Source organism: Rhizobium sp. L51/94, assembly GCF_019355555.1.
In the GTDB taxonomy this organism is placed as follows: domain Bacteria; phylum Pseudomonadota; class Alphaproteobacteria; order Rhizobiales; family Rhizobiaceae; genus Rhizobium; species Rhizobium rhododendri.
Genome location: NZ_CP072141.1, coordinates 1,985,732 through 1,998,983 on the forward strand (window position 1 = coordinate 1,985,732; position 13,252 = coordinate 1,998,983).

A 13,252-nucleotide genomic window follows, 5' to 3' on the forward strand; every position below is an offset into this window, starting at 1 on the left:
TATCAGACTGCATCGATCCGGCGGCGAAAAGCCAGAAGATCCTGCCACGCCAACCGCTTGTTGATCGGCGCGGTCAGCAGATCCTGGGGATGCAGCGTCGCAATCGCCGGGACAGAGCCGGCTCCGGCGCCGATTTCACGCCAGTGTCCGCGAAGGGCATGGATGGTCTCGTTACCGCCGAAGAAGAAGCGCGCGGTGAAATTTCCAAGCAACAGCAGGACTTTCGGCTCTGCCAAAGCGATTTGTCGCTCGATGAAGGGGCGGCAGATATCCGTTTCCGGAATGGATGGCGCACGGTTGCCCGGCGGCCGCCACGGAATGACATTGGTGAGTAGTATGCCATCACGATCAAGGCCGATCGACGCCAGCATCCGGTCGAGAAGAAGGCCGGACCGTCCGGCGAACACAGCGCCCTCGCGGTCATCGTCGGCGCCCGGCATCGGGCCGATGACCATGATTCCGCTCTCCGGGTTGCCGCTCGCAAACAGTGTCGAGCGCGCGCTATTCTTCAGATTGCAGCCGTTGAAGGCTTCCAGGGCGGCTTTCAGTTCCGGCAGCGAGCGAGCGCTTTCAGCAGCAAAGCGCGCCTGGTCGATAGCCTGTTCGTCTGGAATAGCCGGCGCGCGCGCTGCAGCGGGTGGCGCAGTCGCAACCGCCTGTGCCGAAGGCCGACGTTCGGCAGCGCTGGCGAGCGGGCTTGCCGGCGTAGGCGAGGGTGCCGGCGCCGGACGCCCCGCCTGTCTCGCCGCTTTCAGCGCCTCGAATTCGGCAAAGCGGTCCACCGGATCCTCTTCCAGCATCCAACTGATGCCCGCGTCGGCATGGAAATGCAAAAGCGCGGCAAGTTCGGCCGGGGAGAGGTCTTGAACGGAGATCATTGCTGAACTCTAGCGAAGCCGGTCGGGCAAGGGAAGGGCCAAAGCCCCCACCATCCCCGGCTCAGGAGGTCCATTGGGCGATATCGTCGCGCTCGCCGATCAGCGCCAGACCGTGCGCGATCGACAGCAATTCGCCACCGGTCTCGATCCGGCTCACGTCGAAGCGCTCGGTGAACAGCCGGCGCACGGCGGGCACGAAGGACGTCCCGCCTGTCAGGAACACCTTGTCGATGCTGGCAGCCGGTGTGTTGGTCTTTTCCAGCACCTCGTCCAGGGCCGCCTCGATCCGCGCCAGTTCCGGCGCTATCCAGCCATCGAAATCGCTGCGCCGGATCGATGTCTTGCCGGCAGCGCCGAGAGGCGGAAAATTGAACTCGGCCTCTTCCGCGGATGACAATGCCATCTTGGTGGCGGAAACCGCCTGGTAGAGCGGATATCCCTCGTCATGCTCGATGAGCTCGATGAAGGTTTCGAGCTTGTCAGGCTCGATGGCCGTGCGGACCAACTTTTGCAACTCCGGAAATTCGCGCGATGTCTTGAAGATCGACAGCTGGTTCCAGCGGCCGAAATTGGCGTAATAGGAGGAGGGCATCTCGAGCAGCTTGTCGAAGCTCTTGAAGTAGCTTCCCTTGCCGATCAGTGGCGAGACGACATTGTCGATAATGCGGAAGTCGAAATGGTCGCCGGCGACGCCGACGCCGGAATGGCCTATCGGCGTTGCGGTCAGCCGGCCCGCCGCAGTCTCGAACCGTATCAGCGAATAATCGGTCGTGCCGCCACCGAAGTCGGCCACCAGCACCGTGGCGTCGCTCTTGAGGTTCTGCGCGAAGTAGAAAGCCGCCGCGACAGGCTCGTACACGTAGTGGATTTCCGGGAAACCCAGCCGCGTCAGCGCTTCGTTGTAACGCGCTGTCGCCAGCGCTGGATCCGGGTTGGCGCCGGCGAAATGCACAGGCCTTCCCGTGACGATACGGCCGATATCCGATGGCCAGTCGTCGCCGGCATAGGCCTTCAGGCGACGCATGAAAATTTCCATCAGGTCTTCGAAACTATGCCGCTTGGCGTGCACCAGCGTTCCCTGGAACAGCGCGCTGGCTGCAAAGGTCTTGATGGACTGGAGAAAACGGCAATCGCCGGGATTGTCGATGAATTGGCGGATCGCAGCGTTGCCTGCCTCGACTTTCAGTGCCGCCGCACCGAGGTGACGATCCTTCATGAAGGAGAGGGCGGTGCGCATGCTGTCTGCAGAGCCGGCAGCGCTGGTGAACGAGACCGAGCGCGTGGCCGCTCCGTCTGCCAGCGCCATCACGCTGTTCGTCGTGCCAAAGTCGAAACCTAGCGCCTGAGCCATGCTCGCACTCCTGTCTGCCGAAAATGTCTGGATGGGGCGATGTCCCGCGCCAAAGCGAAACGCCCTCTGATCGAAGAGGGCGCGTCATCGCATAGGCCATCAGGCTGCGCAAGATGGTGAAGGCCCTGAAATCTCTCCGGACAGGCCAGAGGTCATTCCGCCGCAATCGCGGTCGGAGGGTTCTCCTGCTGCGGCTGCTCTTTCCTGCGGCCGAGGCGCCTGACGAAATTGTCGAGCCGGTTCATCTCCAGGAAGATGACGGGCGTGATGAACAACGTCAGGATCTGCGACACGACGAGGCCGCCGACGACTGCGACGCCAAGCGGCTGGCGGAGTTCCGAACTCGCGCCGCCACCGATGGCAATCGGCAGGGCACCGAGCAGGGCGCAGAATGTCGTCATCATGATCGGCCGGAAACGCCGGACGCACGCCTCATGAATAGCCTCGGCCGGCGACACCTTGTCCGACGATCGCAATGTCTCGAGCGCCACGTCGATCATCATGATCGCGTTTTTCTTGACGATCCCGATCAGCATCAAGAGCCCGATCAGCGCAATGATCGACAGGTCGAAGCCAAACACTTTTAGCGCCAGCAAGGCTCCGAGCGCCGCTGCCGGCAGGCCGGAGAGAATGGTCAGGGGATGGATGAAGCTCTCGTAGAGCACGCCGAGGACGACATAGATCGTGAGCACGGCGGCCAGGATCAGGTAGGGCGTGCTGCCCTGCGATTGCTGGAAGATCTGGGCCGTACCGCCATAGGACGTGAAGACGTCAGCCGGCATGTTGATCTGCTTCTTGATCTGGTCGATAAACGCCGTCGCATCGCCCAGCGCCTCCCCGGCCGGCAGGTTGAACGACACCGTCGTCGAAACCAGCTGTCCCGTCTGGTTGATCGTCACAGGTCCGGTATTGCGCTCGATATGGGCGAAATTGGATAGCGGAACCTGCGCGTCGGAGGAGGACGAGACGCGGATGCGCGAAAGCTTCTGGTCGTCCCAGGGCTGGTTGGCATCGTATTCGATGATGACGTCGTAGCTATCGCCGGTAGACTGGATCTGCGCGGCGGCATAGTCGCTGAATGCCTCCTGCAGCGTCGTGCGCAACGAGGCATTGTTGATGCCGTAGGCAGCGGCCTTCTCCGTGTCGATGACGATATTGGCCTGCAGCGCATTGTTCTGGGCGTCGGTCGTCACGTCGGTGAAGCGCGGATCCTTCTTCATCTCCACGAGCAGCTTGTTGGCCCAGGTGTTGGTCAGGTCGGCGCTGAGGGCCTGGACTACCAGCTGATACTGGCTGGCCGTCTGTCGTCCGCCAAAACGCAGGCTCTGCTGCGGATTGATGAACACCTGGATGCCCGGGATGGTCGCCACGGCGGCCCGCATTTCCCGAAGTGTCTGGTCGAGCGGCGGACGATCCTTCTTGTCCTTAAGCTGGGCATACATCGTGCCGTTGTTCAGCGTCTGGCGGGCACTGGCACCGACGATCGACATGACATGTTCGACAGCTGGGTTCTTTTCGATCAGTGCCGCAGCCTGGCTCTGGAGATCGCGCATGGCATCATAGGAAATGTCCTGCCGGGTGCGAGTCGAAATCTGCAGGCGGCCAATGTCTTCGGTCGGGAAGAAGCTCGCCGGCAGGGTCATGAACAGGTAGATCGACAGCCCCACGGAGGCAAGGAAGCTGCCGAGCACTATGGCGCGGTTGCGCAGGCACCAGGCAACGCCCTTGTCGTAGTTACGCTCAGTCCAGTTGAAACCCCGGTTGAAAAGTCGAACGGGATACGGCGGATGACTGTGGCCGCTCGACAGGCGCGAGCCTAGCATGGGCGTCACGGTCAGCGAGACGATTGCCGACGAGACGATAGCGATTGCCACCACCATGCCGAATTCGTTGAAAATACGCCCGACGACGCCGCCCATCAGCAGGATGGGTATGAACACCGCGATCAGCGAGATCGACATCGAGATGATGGTGTAGCTGACTTCCGCCGAGCCCTGGATGGCCGCTTGGCGCACCGGCATGCCGTTCTCGACATGCCTGAGGATATTTTCCAGCATGACGATGGCGTCGTCGACCACAAGCCCGACCGCTATCGTCAACCCGAGCAGTGAGATGTTGTCGACGCTGTAGCCGAGCACATACATCATGCCGAATGTTGCAACCAGCGACAGCGGAACTGCCAGCCCGGGGATGATCGTTGCCATCACGTGGCCGGTGAAAAGGTAGATGACGAGGACCACGAGCCCGATTGTCAGTGCCAGCGTAAACTTGACGTCGCCGATCGCTTCCCGGATCGGTGCGGCCGAATCGTTCATGACAACCGTCTTCACCGATGCCGGCATCTCGGCATGCAGCTTCGGCAGCGTCTTGTTGATCTCGTCGACGACATCGACGGTATTGGCGTCGGGTTGGCGCTGGATCGACAGGATAATGGCCCGGCTGCCGTCATACCAGCTACCGACATTCTGGTTTTCGACGCTGTCCTGAACGTTGGCAACATCGCTCAAATGAATAGGCGCACCGTTGGGATTGGCGATGACCAGAGTGCGGAATTGCGCGGCGTTGGTGCGCTGCGTATCCGCATTGATGGTCATGCTCTGGGCGGAGTTCTGCAATGTGCCGACGGGCACCTGGCTGTTGGCGTTCACGACCGCAGAGTTGACGGTGTCGATGCCGATGCCCCGGGCAAGCAGTTTGTCTGGGTCGACGCCGATCCGCACGGCATAGGTCTGAGCACCGTTGACCGTCACTTCAGCGACGCCCGGCAATGTCGACAGCGATGGGGAAATGATGTTCTCGGCGATATCGTCGAGCTTGCTGCGCGGCAGGGTGTCGCTCTGCACGGCGATCAGCATGACGGGTGCGTCTGCAGGGTTGGTCTTGCGATAGCTCGGAGGCGTCGTCAAATTGTTCGGCAACTGCCGCGTTGCTGTGGAAATCGCCGCCTGGACGTCTGCGGCCGCAGCGTCGATGCTGCGGTTGAGATCGAACTGCAGGACGATGCTGGTGTTGCCGAGCGAATTGGTCGAGCTGATTTCGCTGATCCCCGGAATTGTCTCGAACTGCTTGATCAGCGGCGTCGCCACCGATGTCGCCATGGTCTGCGGCGAGGCGCCGGTCAGCTGGGCGGAAACGTTGATAGTCGGGAAATCGACCTGCGGCAGGGCTGCGACCGGGATCAGCTGGTAGCCGGCAAGGCCGGCCAGAACCACGCCGATCGCGATAAGGGTAGTTGCGACCGGACGCTGGATACAAAAAAGCGGGATCATGGCTGGGCTCCGACCGTAAAGTTTTCGGTCTTGCCGTCAGCGGCAGATGCTACCTTCTGTGCCGCACCGTCGCTGAACTCTTCCTTGATCGTCTGGCCGTCCGTCACCTGCGACTGGCCCTCGATGATGACGTGATCGCCGACGGCGAGACCCTTGGCGACGGCTGTGCGGTCGCCGTTGGCGCGCGCGACAGTTACCGGCGTGACGTGAACCTTGCTGTCCTTGCCGACCACGAAGGCAATAAAGCCGTCCGGGCCTGGTGCCACGGCGACCGTCGGCACCACGATCAGCGGCTCCTTGTCCGAGAAGTGCACGGAGACGTTTTCCGATCTTCCGGGCCACAGCGCCCCATTGGCATTGTCGAATTTCGCCTTGACGATGATTGTGCCCGAGGCGGAATCAACCGTGTTATCGAAGAAGCTGACTTCTCCCTGGCGAGGCTTGCCCTTGGCGGAGCGCGGAACGGTGCTGACGGGAACCGGACCAGCAGCGAGCGCCTCCTGCAACTGGCGCAGACTGGTTTCCTGCAGGTTGAATTTGACAAAAGCAGGATCGTACTTGGTGATCGTGACGATGGCGGTGCCGGGGCTCACATAGGCGCCGAGGCTGAGGGAGATGTCGCCGAGACGTCCGTCATAAGGCGCACGGATATCAGTGTGCTCCAGCAGCACCTCATCCGACGCAAGCTGCGCCTTGTCGGCCGCAGCAGTCGCCACAGCTGCGTCGCGCGCCTCCTGCGCCTCGTCCGCCGTTGCCTGGGTGCCCGCCTTGCTGCTCAAAAGGTTCAGCGCGCGGGTCAGCGCTGATTCTGTCTGGGCCAGCGTTGCCTGGTCCTTCGCATACACCGCCTTGTCCTTGTCGACGGTGGCCTGCGCAGTGCGCGGATCGAGTTTGGCGATCAGGTCACCGGCCTTAACCGTTGCCCCATCCTGCGCAATGATCTGCGTGATCACACCACTTTCTTGCGCGGCTATGGTCGTCGAATCGACCGGCACCACCCATCCCGTGGCCGTCACATCCATCGGCAGTGTCGTCTCGACCGCAGCAACGGTTTTGACGACGACCGGCGCGCCTGACTTCTTACGATTGCCATTCTCGGCCGTGCTGGTGCTTGCGGGCGACGTGGAGCCCTTTCCAAGCAGGGCAGAAACATAAGGAAGACGTTCCCGGTAAGTCCAAAGCGCCGCACCTGCGACAATGACGAGACACAGCGTGATCCAGAATTTCTTCATATGTGCTACCGATAAGGAACGACTTCGTAAGTAAGCGGCCTACAGATGTGCAATGAAACCAACGCAGAGATGACAGCGCCGGAGTAACACTTCACATTTCCGTTACCGCGCCATTAGAATACGTTCAGTTTATCTTGGCTGGCGAACCATTAGCGGGCAATCTATCACAGTTATTTCCGTGGAAAAATTAACACTTGGAAAGCTTCGGGCCGCCCGGCATGCCAAAAGGCGTTGAATCGCTCCGGAATTACATCCCAAGATTTCTCATTGCTTTCACATGCCTCCGCTGATTGCAGTAGGCGCGTTGTCGCCTCAACAGTCCTAACTTACCGCACTCGTGGCCAAGACTGAGAGCAGCCCGAACCAGGCGATCAATGTCGGGTTCGGCATCCGCAATCAGAGGGAGCGCGCGGCGCCGCCGTCGCAACGGATCATCGAGCCCGTGATATAGCTTGCCGGTTCGCTGCAGAGAAACGCCGCCGTCGCCGCGAATTCGTCGACCCGCCCGTAGCGCCCGACCGGGATGCGTGCCTGCTTCTCGGCACGGATATCTTCCATCGGACGGCCCGTACGCTTTGCCGCTGCGCCGTCGAGGTCGTCGAGACGGTCGGTTGCGATGCTGCCCGGCAGCAGCATGTTCGAGGTCACTCCATAGCTCGCAACTTCGCTTGCCAGCGTCTTGCTCCAGCCGGCAAGCGCCGGACGCATCGTGTTGGAAAGAGCCAGATTAGCCAGCGGCTCGATGACCCCGGAGGACGCAACGGTCAGGATGCGGCCCCAGCCCTGCGCCTTCATGGCTGGCAGCAGCGCGTTGGTGAGGGTGATGACGCGCGCCACCATGGTGATAAAGTAGCTCTCGAGATTTTCAGCGGTCATCTCTTCGGTGGTGCCGGGAGTAGGGCCGCCGCTGTTGTTGACGAGGATGTCGAGGCCGCCGAGCTTTGACGCAACTCCCTCGGTGAGTGTTTTGACGAAGTCGGGATCGGCGAGATCGGCTTGCAGCCAGAAGGCCTTGCCGTTTCCCTCGGCATTGATGGCTGCGCAGTTCGCTGCCAGCCTTTCGCCGCTGCGACCGCAGAGGAGCACGTCAGCGCCTTCGCGCGCCAGCGCCACGGCGATACCGTGTCCAAGTCCCTTCGAGGACGCCAGGATGAGTGCGCGTTTTCCCTTGATGCCGAGATCCATTTTGGTCGTCCTTCATTTTCGATGGCCTGTGCCGATCCGCTTCATATAGAGCGGCGGCCGGCGGCGCATAAGAAAAATGCGCTGTCTTTTCCATCTGTCCCTTGGCCACGGCATGAAAACTCGGCTCACGGTCGATTGTGCGAATTGGGGGAGCCAGCGTCGCATCCCGGCTCGACAATCCCATTCCGTTTTGACAAGAGATAAGGCAAAACGGGGACAGGGCCGCGCGCAGGGCCAAGTGGAGACGACGCAATGACCGATGCAATGGAACTGCCGGAACGCGAAAGCATGGAATTCGACGTCGTCATCGTCGGCGCCGGTCCGGCCGGCCTGTCGGCTGCCATCCGTCTGAAGCAGGTCAATCCGGACCTCACCGTCGTCGTGCTGGAAAAAGGCGCCGAGGTCGGCGCGCACATCCTGTCCGGAGCGGTTGTCGATCCTGTCGGCATCGACCGCTTGCTGCCGGGCTGGCGTGAAGAGGAGGGGCACCCCTTCAAGACGGAAGTCAAGGCCGACCATTTCATGCTGCTTGGCCCTGCCGGCTCCATCCGCCTGCCGAATTTCCTGATGCCGCCGCTGATGAGCAATCACGGCAATTACATCGTCTCGCTCGGCCTCGTCTGTCGATGGCTGGCCGAGAAGGCAGAGGGGCTTGGGGTCGAGATCTACCCCGGCTTTGCCGCGACGGAGGTGCTCTATAATAGCGCCGGCGCCGTTATCGGCGTTGCCACCGGCGACATGGGCGTCGAGAAGAATGGCGAGCCCGGCCCGAATTTCACCCGCGGCATGGAGTTGCTCGGCAAATACGTGCTGATCGGCGAGGGCGTCCGCGGTTCGCTGGCGAAGCAACTGATCGCCAAGTTCGACCTGTCCAAGGATCGCCAGCCGCAGAAGTTCGGCATTGGCATCAAGGAACTGTGGCAGGTGAAACCCGAGAACCATAAGCAGGGGCTGGTCCAGCATTCCTTCGGCTGGCCGCTCGACATGAAGACTGGCGGCGGCTCTTTCCTCTATCATCTCGAGGACAATACGGTGGCGGTCGGTTTCGTAGTCCACCTCAACTACAAGAACCCCTATCTCTATCCCTTCGAAGAGTTCCAGCGTTTCAAGACCCATCCCGCGATCCGCAGCACGTTCGAAGGCGGCAAGCGTCTTTCCTACGGCGCCCGCGCCATCACAGAAGGCGGCTGGCAGTCGGTGCCGAAGCTCACCTTTCCGGGCGGTGCGCTGCTCGGCTGCTCGGCCGGTTTTGTCAACGTTCCGCGCATCAAGGGCAGCCACAATGCGGTGCTGTCCGGCATGATGGCGGCCGACAATATTGCCGCTGCTATTGCCGCCGGTCGCGCCAACGACGAAGTTGTCGAGATCGAAAACGAATGGCGCAGCAGCGACATCGGCAAGGATCTGAAGCGGGTGCGCAACGTCAAGCCGCTATGGTCGAAGTTCGGCACGGTGCTCGGCGTCGCACTCGGTGGCCTCGACATGTGGACCAACTCGCTGTTCGGCTTCTCATTTTTCGGAACAGTCAGCCACGGCAAGACCGATGCCGCCTCGCTGGAACCTGCGGCAAAGCATAAGAAGATCGACTATCCGCGTCCGGATGGCGTACTGACCTTCGACCGCCTGTCGTCCGTTTTCCTGTCCAACACCAATCACGAGGAAAACGAACCGGTCCACCTGCAGGTCAAAGACATGGCGCTGCAGAAATCCTCCGAACACGACATCTACGCCGGCCCCTCGACGCGCTACTGTCCCGCCGGTGTCTATGAATGGGTGGAGAAGGACGGAGCTGAAACCTACGTCATCAACGCCCAGAACTGCGTCCACTGCAAGACTTGCGATATCAAGGACCCAAACCAGAACATCAACTGGGTGCCGCCGCAGGGTGGTGAGGGGCCGGTCTACCCGAACATGTGAGGAGCGCCGGGATGACGGGAGATCCAGCCGACAGCTTCATCATCCGGCTGGCCCGGCTTGAGGAGTTGCCACGGCTGACGGAGATCGAACTCGATGCCTTCGCGACGCTCGCCGATGCGCGCGGTGGAAGCCGCGAGGCCCATGCCTTGCCGGAAAGCCTGCTGCGGCAATCGCTGGATGACGATCTGCTGTTCGTTGCCGCAGACAAAGAGAACCAGCCGATAGCCTTCCTCGCCGGCACGCAAAGCGACGAAATGCTTTATATCCGGGAGGTAGACGTTGCACGTGCCTGGCAACGCAAGGGCGTCGGCCGGCGCCTGATGGCAACTGCCATCGAAACCGCCCGCGCCAGTCGCCTGCGCGGCGTGACGCTGACCACAGATCGCTTCGTGCCCTTCAACGCGCCGTTTTATGCCCGGCTGGGATTTTCAGAAATCGTCGACAGCGACCTTGTCCCTGAACTGCGCAAGGCGCTGGAAAAAGAAGTCTCCGTCGGCATGGGTGCAGACCGGCGTGTGGCCATGATCCTGCGTTTTGCCTGATGGTTTGCACGTCGAGCGCAATCCGCCGATGATTGGCGGGCGGCAGCCGCCCGCCTGAGAGGCCTCAGAGCAAGGTGCCGCTGAGGATCGCCAGGGCAACAGTGAAATAGATCACCAGGCCGGTGACATCGACCAGCGTCGCCACGAACGGCGCCGAGGCGCTGGCGGGATCGAGCCGCATCTTCTGCAGGATGAACGGCAGCATCGAGCCGCAAATCGAGCCAAAGGTGACGATGCCGATCAGCGCTCCGAACACCGTCAGCCCCACCAGCTGCCAGTGCGGTCCGTAGTCGAACAACCCCAGTTGCTGCCAGGCAACGATACGGATGAAGCCGACAAGCCCGAGGATTGTGCCAAGCGTCACGCCGGTCGGCAATTCGCGCACAAGCACTCTCCACCAGTCCGAAAGCTTCAGTTCACCGAGCGCCAGCGCCCGGATGATCAGCGACGTCGCCTGCGACCCGGAATTGCCGCCGGAGCTCATGATCAGCGGTATGAACAGCGTCAGCACGACCGCCTTTTCCAGTTCGCCCTCGAAATGCTGCATGGCGCTTGCCGTCAGCATTTCGCCGAGGAACAGCGCCGCCAGCCAGCCGGCGCGCTTGCGGATCATGCCGGTGAAGCTGATCTGCATGTAAGGCTTTCCGAGCGCTTCCATGCCGCCGAATTTCTGGGCGTCCTCCGTGGTGTCGGCAATCATCGTGTCGATGACGTCGTCGACGGTGACGATCCCCAGCATCTTCTGTTCGTCGTTGACGATCGGCAGCGCCAGCAGGTTGTGCTTGCGGATCAGACGCGCGACATCCTCCTGTCTCATCAAAGGATATGCCGTCACCGGTTCGCCCATCTGCGCGACCGTGAGGATCGACGCATCGTTCTCGCCGTTGATCAGCCGCCGCAGCGTGACAACATGGGTCAACGCATGCGTCAGGCTGTCGAGCACGTAGATGGCGTAGACGGTCTCGCGCGAGCGCTCCACCTGGCGGACGTGTTGCAGCGCCTGGCCGACTGTCCAGTCGTCCGGCACGCTCACATACTCCGTCGTCATGATGGCACCCGCCGTGCGTGGCGGATAGCCCATCAGGGCCTTGATCGCTTGTTGCGTGGCAAGGTCCAGCCGCGCGACGAGGGCATCCCGGACATCCTCGTCCATTTCGAGGATAATATCGGCAACGCGGTCGTTGGCGGTGGCGTTGAGCAACTTTGCCGCATGCTCCGGCGGCATCGCGGTCACGATGTCGACCGCGTTGTGCAGCTCCGGCTGGTTGAGGACGTGCACCGCCTTCTGCAGCGATAAGGTCGCCAGTGTCGCGGCTGCTTCCTTCACGTCGAGGGCATTCAGCCGCTCGACGCGTTCTGCGGTCGTGATGCCGCGCGTTTCGTGAAGGAGATTGAGGGCGGCGTGGCCGGCCCGAACGGGTAAGCTGTTGAGGTTCATGAGCTCGCCTTTCTGTCGATCCGCCGCAGCGGCGGATCGTGGCGAGCCGACAGGAGTCGGTTAGTGCACGAAGGCCGCTGACGGCATAGGCAATCGACTGCTACTGTCGCTAGGCATCGTAAGATGACTCCGGTTGATCGGCATGGATGTCGTTGACGTCCACGCCGCGAGAGATCGCGCCAAATGCCCGAAAAGTCAAGCGCGATAGGGGCTTGCAGCCGTTGCCGCATCGCTTTTTTCACGACCGTCAAAAGCTGCATCGGCGGGTTGAGGAGGGGCAGTTTAGCAATTTGAGGCAGTAAAGCCGGGTGGTGACCCGGCTCCAATGTCTTCGTGAGTCTTCGTGATCCTCAGGAAGCCGTGAAAGCTTTAGAACCCTGCCAGGACGATCTTGCCCTTCGTCGTGCCACTTTCCAGCATCGCGTGTGCCTTCTTCATGTTGGCGGCGTTGATGGTGCCGAGCGTTTCGGTCAATGTCGTGCGAACCTTGCCTGTGTCCACGAGCCCTGCCACCTCGGTGAGAAGCTTGTGCTGCTCGATCATGTCGGCGGTTTTGAACAGCGAACGCGTGAACATCAGCTCCCAGTGCACCGAGATCGATTTACGCTTGAAAGCCATGATATCGAGCGTCTTGGGGTCGTCGATCAGCGCAAAGCGACCCTGCGGAGCGATCGCCTCGACGATGTCGGCAAGATGCTTTCCGGTGTTGGTCGTCGAGAACACGAACGCCGGTGCGCCGAGGCCAAGTCCCTCGATCTGGGGCGCCAATGGCTTGGAATGGTCGATGACATGGTGGGCACCGAGTTCCCGGACCCAGCTTTGCGTTTCCGGCCGTGAGGCGGTGGCAATGACGGTCAGGTCCGTCAGCGTCCGCGCCAGCTGGATGGCAATCGAGCCGACGCCGCCGGCGCCGCCGATGATCAATATCGTCCGCGAAGCACCTGGAACAGTGTCCTGAACCTTGAGGCGGTCGAACAGTGTCTCATAGGCCGTGATGGCGGTCAGCGGCAGGGCCGCAGCCGCTGCGAAATCGAGACTTTTCGGTTTCAGTGCGACGATGCGCTCGTCCACAAGATGGAATTCGGCATTCGAGCCGCCGCGATCGATGGCTCCGGCGTAGTAGACCTCGTCTCCCGGCTTGAACATCGTGACCTCAGCACCCGTCGCCTTGACGATGCCGGCCGCATCCCATCCGAGAACCTTGTATTGCCCGGCATCGGGTGTGACGCCGGCACGGACCTTGGTATCGACGGGGTTCACGGAAACGGCCTTGATATCGACGAGCAGATCCCGCCCGCTGGCTTCCGGCATCGGCAGGTCGACGTCGATCAATGCGCTTTCGGCTGAGATCGGCAGTGGATTCTGATAGGCGACGGCGCGCATGGGGAACTCCTGTGTTTGTAGCGAGACACGTTAGATGCGCATCGTTCACTGGCAACG

9 protein-coding genes are annotated in these 13,252 nt (G+C 61.5%); 2 read left to right on the plus strand and 7 right to left on the minus strand.

Going from position 1 to position 13,252, the window contains the following annotated elements; genetic code table 11:
* Positions 1 to 2 precede the first annotated feature (2 nt).
* The 5 genes from J5274_RS09720 to J5274_RS09740 form a co-directional block, all read right to left on the minus strand.
* The gene (locus J5274_RS09720) at positions 3 to 878 is read right to left on the minus strand and encodes a uracil-DNA glycosylase family protein (RefSeq protein ID WP_142829832.1); all 876 of its coding nucleotides are present in this window, start codon (positions 876 to 878) and stop codon (positions 3 to 5) included.
* Between the two features lie 61 nt (positions 879 to 939).
* The gene (locus J5274_RS09725; RefSeq protein ID WP_142829830.1) at positions 940 to 2,229 is read right to left on the minus strand and encodes an Hsp70 family protein; all 1,290 of its coding nucleotides are present in this window, start codon (positions 2,227 to 2,229) and stop codon (positions 940 to 942) included.
* A gap of 152 nt (positions 2,230 to 2,381) precedes the next feature.
* Positions 2,382 to 5,498, minus strand: coding sequence for an efflux RND transporter permease subunit (locus J5274_RS09730; protein ID WP_219274578.1), 3,117 nt, complete (start codon positions 5,496 to 5,498; stop codon positions 2,382 to 2,384).
* A complete protein-coding gene (locus tag J5274_RS09735) occupies positions 5,495 to 6,730 on the minus strand; it encodes an efflux RND transporter periplasmic adaptor subunit (protein WP_142829826.1) in 1,236 nt (411 codons plus the stop codon). The genes J5274_RS09730 and J5274_RS09735 overlap by 4 nt, the downstream gene beginning before the upstream one ends.
* A 396-nt stretch (positions 6,731 to 7,126) precedes the next feature.
* Entirely contained in the window at positions 7,127 to 7,915 is a 789-nt protein-coding gene (locus J5274_RS09740; RefSeq protein WP_142829824.1) for an SDR family oxidoreductase, read from the minus strand.
* 252 nt (positions 7,916 to 8,167) lie between these two features.
* On the opposite strand from J5274_RS09740, the gene J5274_RS09745 reads away from it, so the two are divergent.
* Both J5274_RS09745 and J5274_RS09750 read left to right on the plus strand, forming a co-directional pair.
* A complete protein-coding gene (locus J5274_RS09745; protein ID WP_142829823.1) occupies positions 8,168 to 9,832 on the plus strand; it encodes an electron transfer flavoprotein-ubiquinone oxidoreductase in 1,665 nt (554 codons plus the stop codon).
* Between the two features lie 11 nt (positions 9,833 to 9,843).
* A complete protein-coding gene (locus J5274_RS09750; RefSeq protein WP_142829821.1) occupies positions 9,844 to 10,374 on the plus strand; it encodes a GNAT family N-acetyltransferase in 531 nt (176 codons plus the stop codon).
* Between the two features lie 64 nt (positions 10,375 to 10,438).
* Here the strand turns inward: J5274_RS09750 and mgtE are convergent, their stop codons facing one another.
* Both mgtE and J5274_RS09760 read right to left on the minus strand, forming a co-directional pair.
* Positions 10,439 to 11,812, minus strand: coding sequence for a magnesium transporter (mgtE, locus tag J5274_RS09755; protein ID WP_142829819.1), 1,374 nt, complete (start codon positions 11,810 to 11,812; stop codon positions 10,439 to 10,441).
* 369 nt (positions 11,813 to 12,181) lie between these two features.
* The gene (locus J5274_RS09760) at positions 12,182 to 13,195 is read right to left on the minus strand and encodes a zinc-binding alcohol dehydrogenase family protein (protein WP_142829817.1); all 1,014 of its coding nucleotides are present in this window, start codon (positions 13,193 to 13,195) and stop codon (positions 12,182 to 12,184) included.
* Between the last annotated feature and the right edge of the window lie 57 nt (positions 13,196 to 13,252).